Source organism: Paenibacillus paludis (assembly GCF_042610515.1).
Classification (GTDB): domain Bacteria; phylum Bacillota; class Bacilli; order Paenibacillales; family Paenibacillaceae; genus Paenibacillus_AQ.
On record NZ_JBGJZP010000001.1, the window covers coordinates 740128 to 762502 of the forward strand.

Here is a 22375-nt window from a genome sequence, read left to right on the forward strand (position 1 = left end):
CGTTCAACTAAAGGAACCGTCTGTTAAATGCATGTTGTGTCGTCAGTTGCAACTAAGCATAACCGGGTGACTGGACAACATCCTAGCTGAGCGGATTAATCCGCCAATAACACAAACTCCTCGGGATGGGAACGAATATATTTCGCAATAATGGAGTGGGTCATCGGGGCAACCTGCTCAAATCGGTCAAACAGGGATTTTATCATTTGCATCAGTTCGTCATCCCGCTCCAGATCCATAAGCGTTGCATCTCCCCAGTTGACCTTTAACCTGCTGTTTCTCGCTTCAAGCTGCCCCCTAGTTTCCTCCAGCAGCGCTACTATTCCCGACTCGTCAAAAAACCGCACCCCCTCCATCATCCGGTCCCAATACCCCGGAATACTCAGCATGTAGGAGATCCAGGCATAATACTCAGCCGCCGATTTATAACTGTGACCATACATAACCCGGAACATGCAGAGCGCCTGTTGTCCCCCTGTCAGCTGCGAGATCACCTCCGCCTTAACCGCCGGCGATTTACCGCGTATCTGCATAAAAGTCGGCTCCATACACGCACTCCCAAGTTTTTCATCACCTAAGCTATAAAAGGATTCCCGCTTCATAGTCACTAAACTCATTACATTCCTCTTTTCTCATTTAATAAATCCACCAGCGAATAACTATCATACACTCCACAAGTCCGGCTTTTCATTATTTTATTTTACTGCCGATAGCTGCCAGTTCAACTTTGATTTTCTCTGCCGCTTGATTATCCTGTGCATTAAGCGGATTAAGCACAAGTTTATCCGAGATTATTACCAAACCTCTATGATAATACGTTTTCTTGCTAAATACATCCATTATCACTCTCAGGGGGACAAACGTCCGTCCGTTTTTTGTCACGATCGTTGTATTTTTTGCTGAGGAACGGCCATTGACTGAAATGGTGGAATCCGCTTCATTAATTAAGATCTTCTGATCTCTATATTGAATCGAGACCTCATGCTTCTTGGAATCAAAATGTACTGCGGCACCGAACTGATCTGATATAAAACGCAGTGGAACCATTGTTGTCTCTTTGCGCAGATATGGGGTGATCTTTGAATTCGTTTCATCTATCATTGTCTGCTTTCCTTTGGCAAGCACGTTGCTCTGGCCGATAGACAGAACGATGGCGTCTCTCTTAATATCATCTACCAAGGAATTGATTGCTGCCTGCTGCTGGCCACCGCCTTGACAAAGGTCATCCTTGTACAGCTCCATATACTCAATAATAATGTCGATGGCTTCTGGTCGAATGTCCTGTTTCAGACTTTTATCGGCAAGGACCGCCTCCGTATTCTTCCAGCTGCACATTAAGTTCTCTTGGGACACGGCAAGCGCATGGATCAGGGATACCGTCATACTGTCCGGTGACGCCTTCTTGGCCTCAGTGATCCAATACAAATCAGGATCAAAATAATGATCGAGTACCTTCATATAGCCAAAGACAAAAATCTCCTGCGGTGTCAACTTCGCTTTATCCAGCGAATCTGATTTCTTTCCATAAACAGATTGTGAATACTCCTCTGTCAGATCTCTATCCTCCCATCCTTGAACTGAATACAGCGCATTTATTACTGCCGCTTTTTGATCCAGCGGTGTGGTTGCTGATGATAAAAAATCGTTAACTTTCACGCCTAATCCGTTCTTCAAGGCCTCAGTAACCATATCTACATCAAGATAAGCCTCATAAATAGCCGTCGAGGTTATGGGCGAGTCTGCATGCACGGTCTCCTGCTTATTACCAAAAAAATAACCAAAAAAAACTATTGAAGTTACCAGAAACAATTTGCCTATCCTTGAATGTAACAGGCTATTCATAAACATTCCTCCTTGGGATGATGGGATATTCTAGCTCATTCATATCGTATTCTATGTGGACAAGCCGTTGCCTGTGCGGCAAATGCTATGATATATTTAGCCGACGAAGTAGGATCGGCATCACCAGATGTTAACATTAATAAAGGAGCCTTCGCATGAATGACGAACTACTGACCACTTTTGATGACAATGGCAATATTACCGGGACCGCGCCCCGTGATGAAGTTCACCGGTTGGGACTCTGGCACGAAACCTTCCACTGCTGGTTCGTCAGCAAGGAACAGGATATGCTCCATATTTATCTTCAGCTGCGCAGCGAACACAAGAAAGATTATGCCGGTCTGCTGGATATCACGGCCGCCGGGCATTTATTATCTGATGAGGTTCCGGAGGATGGCGTCCGTGAGGTGCAGGAGGAGCTTGGAATCCGCGTTGCTTTTGAGCAGCTGATCCCCCTTGGGATCATCCCTTACAGCATGGACAAAGAGGGCTTTCTCGACAGAGAGCGGGCGCATGTCTTTTTATACACGAACGCCTCCCCTTTAAGCGACTTTAAGCTGCAACAGGAAGAGGTTGCGGGAATTGTAACAGCCGATTTCGCCGGCTTTCGAAGTTTGTGGCTGGGAGACAGCGCTACACTGCAAATCCAAGGATTTAGTGTGGAAAGCAGCGGTAAGCGGATTCCAATCAGCCAGACTGTGGACAGGAGCCACTTTGTGCCGCATGAGATCAACTATTATCGGCGCATCATTGAGGGCATTGAGGCAGCCTTTGGCTGATTAGCATTCTTCAATCATTACCTATTTTAACCATTTTCTTATGCGCATAGCAAGATTCTACCCTGCACCCGCAGGCTGCTTCCGTTTCCACAATGAAAAGGCAGGACCCTGATGACCGGGTCCTGCCTTTTGTAATTCTATCTATTTCTGTGCTACTTTCCGTTTCAGCATTACTAGCCCGTTCACAGGAAGTGCAACAACTTCCGGAGCTGGCTCGCCTGATTCCAGATCTGTATAAACCAGACCATCCAGTGTCACTGAAGCTTCAGTACCGCTAAAGTTCTGCAGGAAAATATAGTCTTGTTCACCGTCTGTACGAAGCTGCGCCGTTACACCTGCTGGCAGTTCACTTTCCAGCACGCGGCCAATTCCCGCCTTGGCGGTAATTGCAGCATACAGCTCTACGTAAAACGCTGCGTCTTTGACGCGGGTAGCCAAATGGTACGCTCTGCCTGCTCCGAGCTTGTTGAGTGTCAATGCCGGCTGCCCGGCGTAGAAATCGCTGCGGTAATGGCCTAGCGCCTCCGCCCCCTCCAGATGGATCAGCTCGGCAATTTCATGGGCATCGTAATCGCCCGAGAGCTTCAAGGCGTTGCCTGCCTGCAATACTAGACCATTCACATCCCGGCTGTGCAAGCCTTCCGTTTCTTCAGCCCAAATACCGAGCGTTCTGCGCAGCGGTCCCGGAAACCCGCCGAGGTGACACAAATCTGTTTCGCCTACCACTCCAGACCAGTAGGTTGCCAGGAAGGTTCCTCCCTGCTCCACATATTTCTCGATTCTTTGACCATTCTCTTCACTGATCAGGTACAGCATCGGAGCGATGACCAGCTTGTAGCGTGTGAGGTCATCTCCTGAACCAATCACGTCAACTGGGATGCCCAGCTCCCAGAGGGCACGGTAATGCTGCAGCACGGTCTCTTCGTATTTCAGACCGGAATTGCGGATCCCTTGGGCATCCTTAATTGCCCAGCGGTTATCCCAATCGAACAGGATCGCCGTCTCCGCCGGTGTGACGGTGCCCACTACTTCGGTTAATCCCGCCAGTGTTTTACCAACCTCGGCGACATCCCTGAACACACGGGTTTCTGCATGGCCGCTGTGATCGAGCACAGCACCGTGGAACTTCTCGCTGGAGCCGCGGCTCTTGCGCCACTGGAAGTACTGCACAGAATCAGAGCCATGAGCGACCGCCTGCAGTGATGACAGCTTATGCATGCCCGGCCGTTTCAGCTTGCTGACTGACTGCCAGTTCGTGAGCGAAGGCGTACTCTCCATCAGCAGGAACGGCTTATGCTTGAAGCTGCGGAACATATCATGGTTCAGAGCTGTCCAGGCCGCCAGCCGGACATCATCATCGTCCTCGGTGTAATGCCATTCCGGGTATGCATCCCAGGAGACGACATCCAGAATTTTGGCCAGCTCACGGTAATCAATACCGTCGATCATATGCATATTGGTGGTCACGGGCAGATCCGGGTTGAAATCCCGTACGGCTGCAATTTCATGCCGGCAGAAATCAATCGTCCGCTCACTGACAAACCGCCGCCAGTCCAGGTTCAGGCCATGGACCTGTGTCTCCCCATGCGGTGCCGGTGAATCAATCTGCTCCCACGAGGTGTAGGTATGGCTCCAGAAAGCGGCCCACCAGGCATGGTTCAGTTCGTCGAGGCTGCCCTTATATTTGGCCTTCAGCCATTCCCGAAAGGCGTTCTGGCACAAATCGCAATGGCACTCGCCGCCGAACTCATTCGAAATATGCCAGCCGATGACCGCCGGATGATGAGCATACCGTTCAGCCAGCTTGGCATTCAGCGTTGCTGTTTTGTCCCGGTAGACCGGGGAGGTGTAGCAATGGTTGTGCCTGAATCCATGCAGATTGCGCACACGGTTTCGTTCCACCCGCAGCACCTCAGGGTACTTCTCGGACATCCAGGCTGGCCGTGCTCCGCTTGGAGTAGCCAGGAAAGCATATATTCCGTTCTCCGCAAAAGAGTCCAGCACATGATCCAGCCAATCGAATGTAAATACGCCCTCTTCAGGCTCCAGTGACACCCATGAAAAAATACCGACAGACATCACATTGCAGCCCGCCAGCTTCATCAGCCGGATATCCTCACGGAGAATTTCAGGATATCTCAGCCATTGCTCGGGATTATAGTCGGCCCCATGCAACATCACGGGAGCCTTGCTGCTGACCGCAGGGAGTTTTTTGCTCATCATCGTATATTCATCCTCTCATTTTAGATCCGTGTCAGAATGAGACTTTTCTCTGATTCAAGTCATTCTGTGTCTCTGTCTTTTTCACGGACAAACATTTATACTATTTATAATATAGGATAACCGCAGATTCACAGTAGGATTATACTCGCGATTACATAGCACAAAATGAATATGAGGTGAACAGTTTTGCTACCTTTTTCTTTGGTTGAAATGCCGCGTAACCTGGAGGACTTTCCCCTGTACCCTTATTCTGTCGGCAGACACATTCAGTACCATCATGTCCGCCCGTCTGGATTCCCTGTCCATCAGCTCTTCCTGATCCGCAGCGGAAAGGGGATATTCCGCGATCTCACGGACGGAACAGAAACGGTGCTGGCACCCGGAATGGCTTTCGTTTTCCCGCCTGACCGCGGACATGAATATTACCCGCTGTCTCATGAGCCGTGGCATGTAGCTTTTACCGGCATTTATGGCAGCCAGACAGGGCCAATGCTTCACAGCCTCGGCTTGTTGCCGCCCTCCGCCTATCATCCTGTGCGCTTCGAGGAATGCTGGGAAGCCATCGGCGGAATCTGGCAGACCGTAAATGGAGGGAATGCCAGCCGCCAGGAGGAACAGGCCACGCAGGAACTGTCCGTCAGCCTCTACCGGCTGATCCTTATGATGCGCCGGGGCGAGCCTTCTGCCGGTACAGCCAGCCGCCTGGAAAATGAGCATGTCCGCAACGAAGCACTACAAAAAGCGGTGAGACTAATCAATGAGCATTTCACCGAACCGTTGCTGGTTGCTAATCTGGCTGCCGCCGTCGGCTATTCCGTGCAGCACTTCCAGCGACTGTTCTTGCAAGAGTATGGCGTAACCCCGCATAAATACCTCCAGAACCTGAGGCTGGAGCGGGGTCTACAATTGATGACTGAAAGTCCCGGCATCCCTGTGCAGGATATCGCTTTGAATCTTGGGATGGAAACAAACTATTTCATCCGGGTATTCCGCAAGACTTACGGCTGCACGCCGGGTGTAATGAGGGAGTCACTGCAGCGAAGCCAGAGTCAAGCAGCGAACCGGCAGAAGCAATAAGTGCTTTTGCCTCAGGAACTGGGCTCTATTTTTAAAATAACAGGTAAGATAATATAAAATAGCTCGTTGGAGCTGCCCCCTTTTTATGTTATATTTGCTAGATCCAAATTTTAGGATGTAGAAGTCAACTAAGGGGGATGCAATTTGTTTTACCACAATCTCAGAAGAATGGGTCTCATTTTTGGAGTCCTGATTCTCTTGTCGAGCTGTTCCACAAAGGAACCAGTGAACTTAACAAAGGAAGAAAATAGCAATAAGGCTGTAAGCCCGGCAAATCCGGTCAGGGAATACATCATAAATGACAGTAACAAGGTATTGCTGAATGCTGACAACGTTAGTAACATGGATGGTCATATCTTGGAACTGGCGCGTAATGAGATTTATGCCCGGCATGGTTATATATTCAAACGCAAGGATTTGGCCGGCTACTTTTCTTCAAAGAAATGGTACAAAAAGAACCAAAACTATAAGGATGCTTTCACGGACATAGAAAAGAAAAATATCGAATTATTACATACCTATGAAGCAAAGTACGCAGCCTATCAGTTAACAGCAACACATACGGATGATTATCGTGTCAAAAATTACGAGGGCTCCAATACCTTTAAACAGCAACATATGGTTATTGACCTTAATGGAGATGGAATTAGTGATAATGTTGAGCTAAAGATCCCTACAACGAAAGGCGATACAACATGGACGCTTAAAGTAAATGGAACATCTCTTCAATTTGACGGTGAAGACATGTTTCCTTATTTTGAAATTGTCGATCTTAATATTAATGATCCTTACTTTGAAATCGCTTTTCAATTTGATAGTCAGTATGATTTTTTTAGAGAGACTTATTTTTATTACTATAACGGTCAAAAAATCAGATCCGTTGGTACCGTTCCCGATTTTGCCGCACATTCTTCTATGATTGACGGGCTTGGCACTGTTAAAGGGATTGATCGAGCGAAGGAGCTGCAGACATGGTATCGTGAACTCGTATTCCGGTTAGATGCAGAGCATCAGCTCCGTGAAGAAGAACAAGATTTCTACTCTATGTCTCCCCCTACTGTGTTAACCGCCAAAAAAGAACTAAAATTGCAAAAACTAAGAAACTCAGATGAAGAATTTCTTCAAATCAACCCTGGTGATCAGGTGAGTTTCTTAGGAGAAGACAACCGGGGTTATATTAAGTTTGAGCTCTCCACAGGATTAACCGGTTGGTTTCAGGCAGGGGATATGTATGATTTCACTGATTATTTCGAAGGGCTGATATTATATGATTGAAGCAGCTTGAACTAACAAAGAACTCTCTCTCAATAAAACAGCGGCAGTCCAGGACGCTTCTTTACCGTCCATGAACTGCCGCTGTTTGTATATATGGGGTCAATGAAAGAGCGTGAAGCTCTGCCAAAGTAGCACAACTCCTCCTCCATAACCTGCCACGTTAAGCCCGCTATACCGTCGCAAACTGGCTGTTGTACAACCGGGCATAGTGTCCCCCGCTTTCCAGGAGTCCCTCATGTGTGCCGCTCTCGACGATGTCTCCGTCCTTCATATAGAGAATGAGATCGGACTCGCGGATCGTGGACAGCCGGTGGGCAATAACGAAGCTGGTGCGCCCTGAGATCATGGCGAGAAAAGCCTTCTGAATCCGAATCTCCGTCAATGTATCAATGCTGCTGGTTGCTTCGTCCAAGATGAGCATCGGCGGATCCACGAGCATAACGCGGGCGATGGTGAGCAGCTGCTTCTGGCCCTGGGACAGATTGTCTCCAGAACCGCTGATCTTCGTAGCGTACCCTTCCGGCAGCCGTTTGATGAAGCTGTGCGCATTCGCTGCTTTGGCTGCTGCTATGACCTCTTCCTCTGTCGCATCCGGTTTGCCATAAGCAATATTATCGCGGATGGAGCCTCCGAACAGCCATGTATCCTGCAGCACCATTCCGAAATTACGCCGCAGACTGTCCCTGGTGATCTTATTAATGTCTATTCCGTCAATTTGGATTGTCCCGCTGTCTACGTCATAGAAACGCATAAGCAGGTTGACCAGCGTCGTCTTCCCTGCCCCAGTCTGTCCTACAATCGCTACACGGGTACCCGGCTTCACTTCCAGGCTGAAATTCTTGATTAGCGGACGCCCGGGATCATATGCAAAACTTACTTTATCGAAGGTGATTGTGCCCTGGCTGGTGTCCATGACGTGAGCCCCTGCAGCATCTGGCGTTTCCGCCGGGAGGTCGAGAATGGCAAAAATCCGCTGTGCCGAAGCCGTCGCCGACTGCAGCTGGGTGATGACACCGGTAATCTCATTGAACGGCTTTGCGAACAGGTTCGAATAAATCAGGAAACTGGACAAATCCCCGACCGAAAAATGCCCACCAATTACAAGCGCGCTGCCGATCATCGCAATGACCGAGAAGGTAATATTATTGACCAGCCGTGTTGTCGGATTAGCCAATGAACCGTAAAACTGGGATTTGACACCTGTCTGGTACAGCTCATTATTACGGTCCGAGAAACGGGCGAATGAACGGTCCTCGTAGTGGTATGCCTGCACCACCTTTTGTCCGCCGATAATTTCTTCCACATATCCGTTTAATCCGCCGAGAATCTTCGCCTGCTCACGGAACAGCTTCTGGGAACGCGTAGTGATGAACCGGGCGACAAAAAAGGTTGCCGGAGCCGACAGCAGCACGACTATCGTCATCACCGGACTAATGTACAGCATCAGCCCGATCGCACCGGCAATGGTCACAATACCGGTCAGCAGCGTAGAGAAACCCTGCAGCAGCCCGTCCGAAACGGCGTCCATATCATTGACAAAACGGCTGATGCTGTCGCCCTGCGGATGATTGTCATGGAATTTCAGCGGCAGTACGTTCAGCTTGTCAAACAACTCACGGCGCATGTCGTAGACCGTCTTGTAAGCTATCCGATTAGTGTAATACGTCAGCAGCCAGCCAAAAAAGCTGCCCACAATATATACCGCAGCCAGGATCAGCAGCAGCCTGAGGATTCCGGCGAAATCAACCTCGCCCGGACCCACCATATGATCGACAGCCCGGCCGATCAGCAGCGGCCCGATCAGACTGGCAATCACGCTGATGATAGCGCAGATTACCGCGGTTATGGTCATGCCTCTAAAATGACTTGTATAGCCAAACATTCTTTTCCAGGTATTGTTGCCCTTCATTGTCCCGCCTCCTCGCTGGAAAGCTGGGACTGGCAGATTTCCTGATAAACCCCGCAGCACTCCAGCAGTTCCTGATGACTGCCTTTCCCAACAATCCGTCCTTCGTCAAATACGATAATCTGATCCGCCTGCCGCACCGTGCTGACCCGCTGGGATACCAGCAGCACGGTCATATCCCTGCTGCTCTCCTTCAGTGCCCTGCGCAGTGCCGCATCGGTCGCAAAGTCGAGCGCACTGGAAGAATCATCAAGGATAAGGATCGGAGGGGTACCCACGACGGCGCGGGCAATGGTAAGACGTTGCTTTTGTCCGCCGGATAAGTTCAACCCTCCACGCGCGACCGGTGTATCCAGCCCTTCCGGCAGCTTGCGGATAAATTCATCGGCCTGGGCTACAACGGCTGCCTGCATCAGTTCCTCCTTCGTTGCATTCTGCTTGCCCCAGCGGAGGTTATCGGCAATCGTCCCGGTGAACAGGAGCGCCTTCTGCGGCACAATGCCAATCAGGCTCCGCAGCTGATCCAGCCGGTATTCTTTGACGTTGACGCCGCCTACTCTGACTTCCCCCTCCACCGCATCATAGAAACGCGGAATGAGATTCACGAAGGTGGACTTGCCGGAGCCGGTGCTGCCGATAAGCCCCACGGTTTCTCCGCGGTTGATCACCACTGAGATATCCTGCAGTGCAAGCTCTCCAGTCTTGTTGTAACCGAAGGAGACATGCTCGAATGAAATAGCAGGAGCTGCCGCTTCCATCACTGGCAGGGCGCTGTTCCCTTCATCCGAGATTGAGGTTTCAGCCGCCAGCACTTCATTCACACGATTCGCAGAGGACGCAGCCTTGGTAAAGAGGATTACCAGATTCGATACAACAATCAGCGCCAGCAGAATCTGGGTTACATAGTTGATAAACGCAATGATTTCACCCTGTGATAATCGGCCCGCATCAATGTGTATGCCGCCAGCCCACAGAATGGCAATAATCGCTGCGTTCACCACCAGAGTAGTCATCGGGCCAAGCCAGGCAGAGATGCGTCCAACACGGATCGCCGTTGCCGTCAAATCATCCGAAGCTTCATTGAAGCGCTGCTTCTCCCGCCGTGCTTCGGCAAAGGCGCGGATGACGCGGATACCGGATAGATTCTCGCTCAGTACCAGCGCCAAATGATCCAGCTTCTGCTGATATTTGCGGTAGAGCGGCGAGCTGCGGGTAATGATAAAGTACAGGATAACGCCAAAAACAGGTGTCGCCGCGAGCAGAATCAGCGACAGCCGGAAATCGAGAATCATCGACATAATAATGGCCCCGATGCAGATAAACGGCGCACGGACTACGAGACGGATCAGCATGGCCACAGCCAGCTGCAGCTGATTCACATCACTCGTGATCCGGTTGATTAGCGACGGTGTACCGAAGGTATCCAGCTCGGCATAGGACAACAAAGAAATATGCTTGAACATTTTGTTGCGCAGCGAAGTGCCAAAGCCCTGTGATGCCCGGGCGGCATAATATTGGCAAACCATCGAGCAGCCGAAACCGAGGAGCGACATCAGCAGCATAAGCCCGCCCATCCGGTACACATAGGCACTATCCTGCCCGCCGATTCCGTTGTTCACGATCAGCGCAACGATGGTCGGCAGCAGCAGCTCCAGGATCGCCTCCAGCAGCTTAAAGATCGGCCCGAGTATAACTTCTTTTCTGTACGGTTTAAGAAAAACAGCAATTTTGAACACAGTAACCCTCACCTAACTTATGTAGTATGTAATCACTATGAAACAGCGTTAAGACCCGTTATGATTATGTCATACCTGCTTACATATTAATAATATTGGTTTCGTATCAATGCCATACTTAATTCATATGCCAAATCCGGAGGTTTAACAAATGGATATCCGACAGCTCAAATACTTCTTGGCGATTGCCGAGGAAGGACAGATTACTTCCGCTGCACGGAAGCTGCAAATGGCCCAGCCACCGCTCAGTCAGCAGCTGAAGCTGCTGGAGGAGGAGCTTGGCGTAAAGTTGGTGGAGCGCGGACCGCGCAGCATACAGCTGACCGATGCCGGAGTAATTCTGCGGGGCCGGGCACAGCAGATTCTGGAGCTGGCCGATGCCACCACGCGTGAGATTAGTGATTTTGCAAGCGGGCTGCGGGGAACGCTCTCCATTGGGACGGTATCCTCCTCCGCGGCAACTCTGCTGCAGGATCGGCTCTTTGATTTTCACAAAATCTATTCCGGCGTCAAATTCGAAATTCACGAAGGCAACACCTATAAGGTGATTGATCTGCTCAGCAAAGGAATCATCGAGGTCGGCATTGTACGCACGCCTTTTAACAGCACAAGTCTCGAATGTGTATATGCCGGGGCTGAACCTATGATTGCCGTGATGACTCCTGATTATGACTGGACGGACGGAGAGTCCTCTATTGATATCGGGGAACTCAAGGACAGGCCGCTGATTATTTACCGCCGCTTCGAGCAGCTGATCCGTGAAACCTGCCTGGAGCACGGATTCAATCCGGATGTGTTCTGCATGAACGACGATGCCCGCACCACGCTGCTCTGGGCCAATGCCGGTCTCGGCATCGGCATTCTTCCGAAATCAGCCTTCGGCCTCATGAGAAACGACAAACTGCGTTATAAGGAAATCCGCGGTGAATCGCTCCGCACCCGGGTCGCCGCCGTATGGATGAAGGACAAATATTTGTCGTCACTGGCCGAGAAATTCATTGAATGCTTCAGAGCGGAGTAGGCATGGGTATGGATACACAAAATGAAAAAAGCGCTGAACCGGCATTATCCGGAACAGCGCTGGCATTTCGCTTAAGCTTATTGGCTTGCCGGCCTATCAGCCAGATGAACCTCATCTCCAACGCAGACGCGCCCGGTTTGGATAACGGAAGCATACACGCCGAAATGAAGCCCCAGCTCTTTGTTGACGATTTTCAGAAGCGAGGGGGCTTTCTCCGCAGTATCCGGGTCCATCGTCGTCATGACGCATCGCTCGCACAGCTCATTCACCTGCAGCTCCACCCCGCCAATCCGCAGCCTCCGCCCGGTCCAGTCTCCCTCAAACAGCGACTCATCACTTAATGCTATCACGAAATTCCCACGGAACCGGCGCTGATCGACCTCGCGTCCCCAGAGCGCCTCCAGTTTTCTCAGACTGCCATCGGTAACAAGCAGAATACTGGCCTCATCCACCGACAGCAAATGCGGATTCTCCGGGTGCGGTTGCTTCAGGCCGGACATGCTCACCGGGATTTTTGTCTGGCTTTGAATCTCTTCAAGCAGCTGCTCGTCCCAGCGAAAGGTCCGCCCGTCCGCTGCAGTGACAGCGACCTCCCCATCCCGGTAACGCGCCTGATAGGTAAGCATATTCGGTATATTGCGGGCCGTAACGAATCGCTTCCAGCCCTGTTTCCTTTCATCATAAAAAGAGCAAACCCGATCGCCTACGACGCCGTAGGATTCAATGTCGCAAGCCTCCAGCTGCTCTCCCGCGAACGATTTGACCGGATACCGGTTGATTTCACGGATCACACCAACAGTCAATGTCAAAGTCTGTTCCTCCATTTGTCCTAGAAATTACATAAGCTTATTGTACCCGATTTCGCCTTAAATTGTAGCTCTCTTGAAGCAGGCCTCAACAAAAAAAGGAAGCCTCATCTTTACGATGAGACGTCCTCTCTCTCTGGGTAGCCGTTGGGCGAAGCCTTCAGTGATGCTCCAGTTCGGCAAATGCCGCCATTCTATACCATGATTTTGCAAATATCGTTCGTGAACTGTACAGGATCATTAACCTGCAAGCCCTCGATCAGCAGCGCCTGATTGTAGAGCAGGTTCGTGTAAAGGCCCAGCTTCTCCTGATCCCCTTCGGCAGCAGCCTTCAAGGACTTGAAGACGTCGTGGTTAATATTGATTTCCAGTACCTTATCCGCCTGTACCTCTTGTCCGTTCGGCATCGCTTTGAGGATTTTTTCCATCTCGATGGTCAGCTCGCCTTCCGTGGACAGGCAGACCGGATGACTCTTAAGTCGTTTAGAGGCTTTGACTGCCTTCACTTTGCCCGACAGAATACCCTGCATCGCGTCGAACAGCCCTTTGTTCTCGTTTTCCTCTTCTTCCGAAGGCTTGTCAGCTGCATCTGCTTCAATCCCCAGATCACCGCTGGATACATTTTTGAATTCTTTTTCCTTATAGTTCATGATCATCTTGATCGCGAACTCATCGATATCATCGGTGAAATAGAGCATTTCATAACCCTTGTCCAATACCATTTCAGTCTGCGGCAGCTTCTCGATCCGCTCTACCGATTCCCCGGAAGCATAATAGATATACTTCTGGTCTTCCGGCATTCTTTCCACGTATTCAGCCAGCGTAACCAGCTTCTTCTCCTTGGAGGAGTGGAACATCAGCAGGTCCTGGAGGGTTTCTTTTTCCATGCCATAGTCATTGTAGACTCCGAATTTAAGCTGTCTGCCAAAAGACTTGTAGAATGTCTCGTATTTCTCTCTTTCATCCTTCAGCAGGCTCAGGAGCTGGCTCTTAATCTTGCTCTTGATGTTCTTGGCAATCAGGGTCAGCTGGCGGTCATGCTGCAGCAGCTCTCTGGAGATATTGAGCGACAGATCCTCGGAATCGACCATCCCTTTGACAAAGCTGAAGTAATCCGGCAGCAGATCCCCGCATTTGTTCATAATCAGCACGCCGTTGGAGTACAGTTCAAGACCTTTTTCATACTCCTTGGTGTAATAATCAAACGGTGTATTTTCCGGAATGAACAGGATCGCATTATAGACTACAGCACCATCGGCACTGATATGGATATGCTTCAGCGGTTTATCGAAGCCGTAGCGTTTTTCGGCATAGAAGTTGTCATAGTCCTCTGTGGTCAGCTCGTTTTTGTTCTTGCGCCAGATCGGCACCATGCTGTTCACAGTCTGCTCTTCTTTGGTTTCCTCGAACTCGCCTTCGCTGCCTTCCTTAGGCTGACTGCCGGTAATATCCATCTTGATCGGGAAACGGATAAAGTCAGAATATTTCTTGATGATGGATTTCAGGCGGTAATCTTCCAGGAACTCATCGTAGTTGTCTTCTTCACTGTTCTCTTTAATCTTCAAAATAATCTCGGTGCCGACAGCATCCTTCTCGAACGGTTCGATCGTATATCCATCCGCGCCCTGGGACTCCCATTTGTACGCCTGGTCGCTGCCCAGCGCCTTGCTGATTACAGTAACATCGTCCGCTACCATAAATGCAGAGTAGAACCCGACACCGAACTGGCCGATAATATTGTGGCCGTCCTTCGACTCATTGTCCTTTTTGAATGCAAAGGAGCCGCTGTTCGCGATAATCCCCAGATTGTTCTCCAATTCTTCCTGCGTCATCCCGATCCCTGTATCAGAGATGGTCAACGTGCGGCTGTCCTTGTCGGCAGTCACTTTAATGAAATAATCCTCTTTATTGAACACCAGCGCATCGTCTGCCAGCGCTTTGTAATAGATTTTATCAATGGCATCGCTTGCGTTGGAAATCAGCTCCCGCAGGAAAATTTCCCGCTGTGTATAAATGGAGTTGATCATCATCTCTAGTAGTCTCTTCGATTCGGCTTTAAACTCTTTTTTGGCCATGAATAAAATAATCTCCTTTCAAAAATAACTCTTCTGTTTGCTCTCTGGAAATTAGCACTCCACTCGAATGAGTGCTAACACTTCCTTTTATATACCATATTCTCGTTTTTGATGTCAATATCTTGCTGCATACTAGCCTGTTAAAAAGTCACTTTTCTATCGTTCCTCCGAGCATTTCACAGCGCCACCGTCTTCGTCTTTGCATCTGCCAGCAGCATCTGAATCAGCGATTGCAGCGGCAGTGATTTCCACTTCTTGGGATGCAGCAGCAGCTGCAGATCGAAATGAATTTCCGGATGGGCAAAAGACAGCTCCGCCAGGTTCCCCCGCTCGATCTCCTCCTCGGCGACGATTCTTGGCAGCAAGGCAATGCCCAGCCCGTTGCGCACGCAACGCTTGATCGCCTCCAGATTCGACAGCTCAAAGCCGATGCGGAAAACAATCCCATGCTCCCGCAGCAGATTCTCGAACAGGCTGCGGTAAATACAGCTCTCCTCGGAAACGATCAGCTCACAATTGTTCAGATCCTGCAGCGTCACGTCCGCAAGTTGGGCCAGCGGATGGGTGGCAGGTGCAACCAACACCAGCGGTTCATCTCTGATGATCGTCCGCTCAAGCACGGAGTCGGAGGCATTCCGGTCCAGCATTAAGCCGATGTCCACTTCACCGTCCCGGATCTTCGCCACCAGATTGGCTTCCTGCTCGGTCTGCAGATGAATGTTCAGTCCCGGAAAAGTCGTGCGCAGCTGCTGCAGGAACGGCGGCAAATAAAACGCAGCCAAGGAATCAATGGTCCCGATCGTCAGCGTCCCGCCGATTTGTTGAGCGATCGTCTCCTTGGAACGGTCATACAAATCCAGAATCTCTACGAACAGCTTCAACAGCTCTTCTCCAGGTGGAGTCAGGCGCAGCGCACGTCCATGCCGCTCTATCAGTGGAACCCCGTATTCCTTCTCTATCTTCTGAATTTGCATCGTCACACTGGACTGCGCATAGCCCAGCTCTTCTGCCGCGCGGGTAAAGCTCTGCCGTTTCGCGACTTCGCGGAAGGTCCGCATATATGTTAAATCCATAACCTCACCCTAACATCAATATTATTGATAACCCACATCATTTATTATAGCTAACGCCGATGGAATATTCCATGCTACAGTAAGATAAAAGGATTTCAACATTTTGGAGGACGATATTCATGTTAACAGAAGAACAGATTTATGGAATCTATGTTCCCGTGGTAACCCCGTTCAATGCAGCTGGCGAGATTGATCTGGAATCATATCAGCGTTATGTGAACAACATCATCAAGAACAATATTCATGGTCTGGTCGTCAATGGAACCACTGGAGAATCGCCGACAGTCAACATACAGGAATTACAGACTCTCGTGGATGCATCACGGGAATTATTGAAATCGAGCCCGGTCCCGCTGGTGGTCGGCACAGGCACTAACGATACGGCCTCCACTATAGCCCGCACTGAGCTGGCTGCCAATTCAGGTGCTGATGCTGTGCTCGTGGTCGTCCCTTATTACAGCCGCCCTTCCCAGCAAGGCATTATTGAACATTTCCGCAAAGCCGCCGAAGTGGGCATTCCGGTCATCGCCTATGATATCCCGGGCCGCGCCGGAGTCGGCATGTCGGTCGATACCGCACGCACCATCCTTGAGATGAATAACGTAGTAGGTTTAAAAGACTGCTCCGGCTCTCCGCTGCTTGTCTCCGAGCTGTCCCGGCTGGGATCGAAGCCGGTGCTGTGCGGCGACGACCTGCAGTTCCTGCATATGCTGGGCTGCGGAGCCGCCGGGGGTATGCTGGCCTCGGCCAACGTGCATACCGCGAAGTTCCTCGGTATCTACGAGCAGTTCAAAGCCGGGCAGACTGCTGAAGCTACAGCAGCGTTCGACCAGCTGCTGCCGCTGATGAAGCTGCTCTTCAAGGAGTCCAATCCGGCTCCGATCAAATGGCTGCTTAGCGCCTACGGAGAGATTTCCTCTGATACGCTCCGCTTGCCGATGACCTCGATCAGCTCTGAGCTGCGTGAGGAACTGGGGGCTTATCTGGCCGGATAACACCTGAATCCATAACCGGAATTTACGCATAACAACAACCGCTACGGTGCAGTCACAGACTGTCCAAGGCGGTTGTTGTTATGACTACCATTTTCAGCGTAGTCTAGGTATTATTGATTGTCCGCTGCAACCGGATTAACCGCAAAAATAGAATGAATGTTGCCTTCCGGATCTGCGAAGAAACCCGTGGTATGCCCCCAAGACATCGACTTCGGTGCAGTGATCCCTGCAGCCCCTTTTGAAATAAGCTCCTCATACATCGTGCGGACAGCCTCCGGTGAATCACATTCGAAGTTAAGCTCGAAGGCTTGCCCTTTACGCTCTTCTATAAAGGAATAATGACCGTTTGTGTTATCCGCCATCAATGGTGTTGAACAAATCGCAAGGCGAATGCCGCCATTCACAAATTCAGCATAATGGTTTTCTGCAACAACGGTCTTAAATCCGAGTACATCACGATAAAAGCTAGTCAATCTAGGAACATCATGCGCCAAAACCGTAATTCCTTCTAATTTCAATCTCATACTCCCAATTCCACCTTTTCTGAGATATGCAACTGTTTTATAATGCTTTTAACCATAATCTTCAATCAATGCTATTTTTCCATTTTTAATTTCAAATACCGACTTCCCTTTTAGTTGAAGTGTATCTCCAGTCTTTAATCCATTAGGTAAATCAACAGCCAGTATTGCTTCATAATCAATTTGCATTTCTACTCTGTCATCTACAGCGCTGTAATGGGTAATGGTCTGACGACGATTAGAGAAAACCTGTAAATACTTTTCTGCCAATTCTTTAAACTCTTGAATTCCCCTGGTCTCTGTCGTGATTTCACCATTGGAAAAATCTTTAAACAATATATCAGTACCATGCCCTCGACATCAAACGCATTGTAGGCCTCAACATAATTATCGATGATTGCTTGGTTTTCTCCACTAATCATAGTCATACTCCTCTCTTAGATTGTACTCTATCCATATTCCTCAGGATGGATAGTTTTACCTTTATTTGCTGTCTTGTGAAGCTTCTGAACCGGATAGCAAGCTGCCTTTACTCGTCGAAACCAATAAAAAAGCGGAAGTCATGGCGAAATAAAGCCCTAGACTACCGCTTTTTTGTGTAACTGACGAGACTCGCAAGCTTAACAACAAATTTACTCAGCTTCACTTAGAACCATCTTTAAAATGAAAATGTTCATGGTGGATCCCGTCCATACCAACCAATTCACCACTCTTTTTATGATAGTATGCGAAGCTATTATTTATCGGCATTCGAAGTAATTGATAATTATCAACGACGAAAATTCCCCAGACAAATTCATCTATCACATACCTCACCTCTCTTACTCCAGTTTAGCCTACAGCTTCAGAAAGCAGAACTCATAACGCACAAAAAACAGCCTCCCGCTCAGGGAAGGCTGCAGTCTAATCTATAAGCATCCGTTTATTGCGATCTGCCCGCTTTGGCTGCAGGTCTGCCGCCTGGGCGGCTGCTGTGGTTGTTGCCGGGTCTGCCGCCTTGGCTGCCGGCAGGTCTGCTGTTCTGTCCGGTACCAGCCCGTTCGCCAGGTCTGCCGCTATAGCCGCCTGGGCGGCTGCTAGCACTTGCTCCGCTGCCGTTTCCTCCGCTTGCTCTGCCGCTAGAACCAGCTCCACCGGCCGAAGCACTCCCGGGTCTTGCACCCGCTCCTGCTTGATGAGCCGATTCCCCGTTCGGTCTGCCGCCCTGGCCGCTGTTCTTGCTTCCGCCGGAAGTGCTGCCTGAACGGTTGCCCTGTGTGAACCATTCCGACTTTGGCTTGCGCGCCGGATTGGTCTTCGTCTTAGCTGCCGGCTTCGCCGGAGCTTTTGCCGGGCGTTCATTCAGCAGAGCCTGTGCGCTCTTAGACATCGGATACGCATGGTCCTTAACTTCAGGTATCGTCTTGCCGATCAGCTTCTGAATATCCTTGAGGTACGGGATCTCTTCGGCCTCACAAAGAGAAATGGCGATTCCGCTCATACCGGCACGGCCTGTACGGCCGATACGGTGGACATAAGTTTCCGGAATATTCGGCAGGTTAAAGTTGATGACATGCGACAGCTCGTCAATATCAATTCCCCGGGCGGCAATGTCTGTAGCAACAAGCACGCGGGTAGCTCCGCTTTTGAAGTTACGCAGCGCATTTTGCCGGTCATTTTGGGATTTGTTGCCGTGAATCGCTTGAGCAGTAATATTAATCCGCGTCAAATCACGGGTAACCCGGTCAGCACCACGTTTGGTGCGGGTAAAGACTAGTGCCGAGACAATCGATTTGTCCTGAAGAAGGCGGTTTAATTGATTCTGCTTGTTGCCGTTCTCCAGCAGATAGATCGACTGCTCGATTCTGTCCACGGTGGAGGAAACTGGCGTAATCTCGATTTTCACCGGGTTCACCAGTAGTGTTTTAATCAAATTCGAAATTTCTGTCGGCATCGTAGCCGAGAAGAATAATGTTTGTTTTTTGCTTGGCATTTTGGCGATAATCCGCTTCACGTCATGAATGAAGCCCATGTCCAGCATGCGGTCCGCTTCATCCAGTACAAGAATCTGCACATACTGCAGGTCAACATGCTTCTGGGTAATCAGGTCGATGAGCCGGCCTGGCGTGGCAATCAGGATATCCGCACCCTGGCTTAATGCCCGCTCCTGAGCTTTTTGCGATACACCGCCAACAATAGCTGTTGAACGGATACTGGTGAATTTGCTGTAAGCCTGGATATTTTCCGAGATTTGCAGTGCAAGCTCTCTTGTCGGTGTGAGAATCAGCGAACGAATCCGGCGTCTGCCGCCGGTTGCAGAAGGCTGCTGGCTTAGCAGCTGAATAATCGGCAAGGAAAAAGCGGCTGTTTTGCCTGTTCCGGTCTGTGCGCAGCCGAGAACGTCTCTGCCGGCCAAAGCCGCGGGAATGGACTCCTCCTGAATGGGGGTGGGTGATGTATAATTTTCTTGGCTTAACGCCTTGAGGATCGCTGGGATCAAATTCAAATCATTAAAAGTCATGTTGTCTCCTTAATTTTAAATACATATATTATCAATCAGGTAACTGCTGTACCTTGTTTGCAGCGTCTCCACATAGCGCTCATCAAAGTCATAACACATAATGATAACACAAATTGAACAATAAGAGAAACATCAGCAGAAATTTTTATGGTAGTCCTAGTGTTACCACCGTCCTTTCCATTCACGCCTCCTATTCCATCAGCAAAGCAGCGTTGTTCAGATTTGGTTTAGATTGCTGGTGTACAGTAATCATGCAAATCACAAATGACGCAAAGGAGCGCTTTGAATTATGGGTAAAAAAAGAACAGCAAATCCATCATTATGCTCATTCCCCAACTGTTCAGCGAGACATTATGCAAAGGGCTATTGCAAGAAGCACTATAGCAATGAATGGTATAAAAACCGCGCCGCCGCCAAACTCAGCCAGACTTTGCTCGAAGAACGCACTCCGTAGGAACCATCGTAAACACTGTAGCTATAACATAATAACGGCTTATTTAGCTCACTTACCCACTTACCCTGGCTCCAAGGTATCATCATCTCAAAGCATAAAGTAACAGAACATAAAAAAGCGGAGGATCGCTCCTCCGCGTCTTGACCTGCTTATAAATAAATACTAATCTACAATTTCAGCTGTGTCGCCGTTGTTGGCACCTGCAGCATTGGCTTCGTCGGTGTCGATATGCATATCAAGCGCAAAATTGTCCGATACGCGGGCAAGAACATTTTCCAGTACCAGGCCGCGTTCGCCGCCCAGACGTACTTTTAGAAGCTGCTTGTCGGCGATGCCCCAAGCTTTTGCTTCAGAAGTGTGGAAGTGAATGTGACGTGCAGCAATAATTACGCCAGTCTCCAGTTCTACTTCACCGGCTGGTCCCTTAAGGGTAATGCCCGGTGTGCCTTCGATATGTCCGGATTCACGAACAGGTGCTTTCACGCCGAGGCTGAAAGAATCTGTGCGGGAAATCTCCAGCTGTGATGCCGGACGGACAGGTCCTAGAATTCTTACTTTGTCGAATTTACCTTTGGTGCCGATTACTGCTACTTGCTCGTTAGCTGCGAATTGTCCGGTTTGGGAGAGCGGTTTGAACTCAGTCAATTGATAACCTGCGCCAAACAACGCTTCCACATGCTCTTGCGTAAGGTGAATATGTCTAGCCGACACACCTACGGGTACAGTCTTGCTCATTGTAAAGTCACTCCTTGTATTTTCTCTAGTATCTGTACAAGCCACTGAACATTATACCTCTTATTACCCAAAAATAAAAAGACCCTCTGCACAATGAGAGTCCTTTTTTCGACATTTTGAGATTTCGAAGCTGGATTGTCACGATTTTGTCATGATCTGTTACTTTATGGTATTTTATGGTCGTTTAGTTTTGACGGCAAATGCAGGCTTAAAAAACTCCAAGCATTTTCGTACAGCCACCCCTTCACTTGATCCTCCGGATAGTAGCGGAGCAGCAGCTCAGCAAACTCGGCGTATTTTCCAGGATGTTCCAGTCCCTCTACCCAGGCATCAATCCCGTCAAAATCGGAACCAAACATCAGCTGCCTTGTGCCCCCCAGGCTGCAGACATGATCGATATGCCTTAGAAGATCATCAGCTTTGGCGTCGCCTCCATTTTTAACAAACCAAGGAACAAAGGTAAGTCCCATCCGGCCGTCCATGGCAATCAACGCTTTGATCTGTTCATCGCTCAGATTACGCGGATGGCCGCACACAGCTGCGACGTTGGAGTGGGAGGCAATAAACGGACGCTTGCTCCGCTCAGCCAACTCCCAGAAGCCTGCTGGGGCCAAATGAGACACATCCAGCAGCATACCGCTGCTGTTACACCACTTGATCAGCTCCCGGCCTTTTTCGGTAAATCCTCCATTCCGCTGTTCGAGTACACCATCCGCAGCCCAGTTCGCATAGTTCCAGGTGACTCCAAGGAAGCGCACCCCGAGATCGAAACACAACTGAGCATAGAATAGATTCCCCTCCAGACCGTCTACGCCTTCCAGAGACAGCAGCCCCCATGTGGGGGGCACTCTAACCAGTTCCACTGCTTCCTCCTTCCAGCGCAGCCACTGAAGGCCTCCTGAGCCTAGTACTTTGCCCTGGAATAGTTCAATTTGTCCCAGCACACTTTCAAAACTAGGTCTTCCCCTAACCGTAGACAGATAAATCGCAAAAACTTGCAGGCCGACGCCACCCGCTGCAAGCCGTTCTGCAGTTACATCAAGCCGGCTGTCCTTGTCGAAATTAAGATGGGGGGAAGCCTGCAGTTTGCTCAGAACATCACAATGGAAATCCGCCACCCGTAGTTGCTCCGCTCTTCCCATGAGATCGGCCTCACTTTCTTACTTGTCATCCAGTTTCCGCGCCACATCGCATCCAGCGCTCCTGCTTATAGTTTATGCAGAGGATGACCCGCTCTTCACCTGCACAGCAAAAAAGGGGCTGTCCCAAAAGCCATGAAATGGCTGCTTGGGACAGCCCCTTGGTTTTGGAGTAAGATGTATGTTTTCGCTTGGGTGGACGCTCCGCGAACGGACCG

19 protein-coding genes are annotated in these 22375 nt (G+C 49.8%); 6 read left to right on the top strand and 13 right to left on the bottom strand.

Going from position 1 to position 22375, the window contains the following annotated elements; all coding sequences use genetic code 11:
• Positions 1–95 precede the first annotated feature (95 nt).
• Both ACAN56_RS03180 and ACAN56_RS03185 read right to left on the bottom strand, forming a co-directional pair.
• Complete coding sequence (locus ACAN56_RS03180) at positions 96–548, bottom strand: hypothetical protein (RefSeq protein WP_038593284.1); 453 nt, start codon at positions 546–548, stop codon at positions 96–98.
• A gap of 142 nt (positions 549–690) precedes the next feature.
• The gene (locus ACAN56_RS03185; RefSeq protein WP_038593286.1) at positions 691–1842 is read right to left on the bottom strand and encodes a stalk domain-containing protein; all 1152 of its coding nucleotides are present in this window, start codon (positions 1840–1842) and stop codon (positions 691–693) included.
• Positions 1843–1997: 155 nt separating this feature from the next.
• Here ACAN56_RS03185 and ACAN56_RS03190 point away from each other — a divergent pair, with 155 nt between their 5' ends.
• A complete protein-coding gene (locus ACAN56_RS03190) occupies positions 1998–2621 on the top strand; it encodes an NUDIX hydrolase (protein WP_379140369.1) in 624 nt (207 codons plus the stop codon).
• Positions 2622–2762: 141 nt separating this feature from the next.
• On the opposite strand, the gene ACAN56_RS03195 is transcribed toward ACAN56_RS03190, so the two are convergent.
• On the bottom strand, positions 2763–4841 hold the full coding sequence (locus ACAN56_RS03195; protein WP_038600078.1) for a beta-galactosidase: 2079 nt from the start codon (positions 4839–4841) through the stop codon (positions 2763–2765).
• Positions 4842–5030: 189 nt separating this feature from the next.
• On the opposite strand from ACAN56_RS03195, the gene ACAN56_RS03200 reads away from it, so the two are divergent.
• On the top strand, positions 5031–5921 hold the full coding sequence (locus ACAN56_RS03200) for a helix-turn-helix domain-containing protein (RefSeq protein WP_379140371.1): 891 nt from the start codon (positions 5031–5033) through the stop codon (positions 5919–5921).
• Between the two features lie 144 nt (positions 5922–6065).
• Positions 6066–7196, top strand: coding sequence for a YARHG domain-containing protein (locus tag ACAN56_RS03205; RefSeq protein WP_379140374.1), 1131 nt, complete (start codon positions 6066–6068; stop codon positions 7194–7196).
• Positions 7197–7365: 169 nt separating this feature from the next.
• Here ACAN56_RS03205 and ACAN56_RS03210 read toward each other — a convergent pair whose 3' ends face one another.
• Positions 7366–9105 (bottom strand): ABC transporter ATP-binding protein, encoded by a 1740-nt coding sequence (locus ACAN56_RS03210; protein ID WP_379140375.1) that lies wholly within the window; start codon positions 9103–9105, stop codon positions 7366–7368.
• Positions 9102–10838, bottom strand: coding sequence for an ABC transporter ATP-binding protein (locus ACAN56_RS03215; RefSeq protein WP_038593296.1), 1737 nt, complete (start codon positions 10836–10838; stop codon positions 9102–9104). Before ACAN56_RS03215 ends, ACAN56_RS03210 begins: the two co-directional genes overlap by 4 nt.
• A gap of 151 nt (positions 10839–10989) precedes the next feature.
• On the opposite strand from ACAN56_RS03215, the gene ACAN56_RS03220 reads away from it, so the two are divergent.
• Positions 10990–11859 carry a LysR family transcriptional regulator gene (locus ACAN56_RS03220; protein ID WP_038593299.1) on the top strand — a complete coding sequence of 290 codons (870 nt, stop codon included), beginning with the start codon at positions 10990–10992 and terminating at the stop codon, positions 11857–11859.
• A 77-nt stretch (positions 11860–11936) separates the two neighbouring features.
• On the opposite strand, the gene ACAN56_RS03225 is transcribed toward ACAN56_RS03220, so the two are convergent.
• From ACAN56_RS03225 to ACAN56_RS03235, 3 genes are all read right to left on the bottom strand, one after another.
• Positions 11937–12668 (bottom strand): MOSC domain-containing protein, encoded by a 732-nt coding sequence (locus ACAN56_RS03225; RefSeq protein ID WP_156130909.1) that lies wholly within the window; start codon positions 12666–12668, stop codon positions 11937–11939.
• A gap of 191 nt (positions 12669–12859) precedes the next feature.
• A complete protein-coding gene (gene htpG, locus ACAN56_RS03230; protein WP_076110055.1) occupies positions 12860–14740 on the bottom strand; it encodes a molecular chaperone HtpG in 1881 nt (626 codons plus the stop codon).
• A gap of 176 nt (positions 14741–14916) precedes the next feature.
• Positions 14917–15813 carry a LysR family transcriptional regulator gene (locus ACAN56_RS03235; protein WP_379140379.1) on the bottom strand — a complete coding sequence of 299 codons (897 nt, stop codon included), beginning with the start codon at positions 15811–15813 and terminating at the stop codon, positions 14917–14919.
• Positions 15814–15932: 119 nt separating this feature from the next.
• On the opposite strand from ACAN56_RS03235, the gene dapA reads away from it, so the two are divergent.
• A complete protein-coding gene (gene dapA, locus ACAN56_RS03240) occupies positions 15933–16808 on the top strand; it encodes a 4-hydroxy-tetrahydrodipicolinate synthase (RefSeq protein ID WP_038593308.1) in 876 nt (291 codons plus the stop codon).
• A 110-nt stretch (positions 16809–16918) separates the two neighbouring features.
• On the opposite strand, the gene ACAN56_RS03245 is transcribed toward dapA, so the two are convergent.
• The 3 genes from ACAN56_RS03245 to ACAN56_RS03255 all read right to left on the bottom strand — a co-directional run bounded on the left by ACAN56_RS03245 (position 16919) and on the right by ACAN56_RS03255 (position 19829).
• Complete coding sequence (locus tag ACAN56_RS03245; protein WP_379140382.1) at positions 16919–17332, bottom strand: VOC family protein; 414 nt, start codon at positions 17330–17332, stop codon at positions 16919–16921.
• Positions 17333–17380: 48 nt separating this feature from the next.
• Positions 17381–17665, bottom strand: a complete 285-nt coding sequence (locus ACAN56_RS03250; RefSeq protein WP_379140384.1) for a nuclear transport factor 2 family protein — start codon at positions 17663–17665, stop codon at positions 17381–17383.
• A 586-nt stretch (positions 17666–18251) separates the two neighbouring features.
• The gene (locus ACAN56_RS03255) at positions 18252–19829 is read right to left on the bottom strand and encodes a DEAD/DEAH box helicase (protein WP_379140386.1); all 1578 of its coding nucleotides are present in this window, start codon (positions 19827–19829) and stop codon (positions 18252–18254) included.
• A 289-nt stretch (positions 19830–20118) separates the two neighbouring features.
• On the opposite strand from ACAN56_RS03255, the gene ACAN56_RS03260 reads away from it, so the two are divergent.
• Complete coding sequence (locus ACAN56_RS03260; protein WP_379140388.1) at positions 20119–20283, top strand: hypothetical protein; 165 nt, start codon at positions 20119–20121, stop codon at positions 20281–20283.
• Between the two features lie 162 nt (positions 20284–20445).
• Here the strand turns inward: ACAN56_RS03260 and pduL are convergent, their stop codons facing one another.
• Positions 20446–21018 (bottom strand): phosphate propanoyltransferase, encoded by a 573-nt coding sequence (gene pduL, locus ACAN56_RS03265; protein ID WP_379140390.1) that lies wholly within the window; start codon positions 21016–21018, stop codon positions 20446–20448.
• Between the two features lie 164 nt (positions 21019–21182).
• Positions 21183–22160 carry a dipeptidase gene (locus ACAN56_RS03270; RefSeq protein ID WP_379140392.1) on the bottom strand — a complete coding sequence of 326 codons (978 nt, stop codon included), beginning with the start codon at positions 22158–22160 and terminating at the stop codon, positions 21183–21185.
• Positions 22161–22375 lie beyond the last annotated feature (215 nt).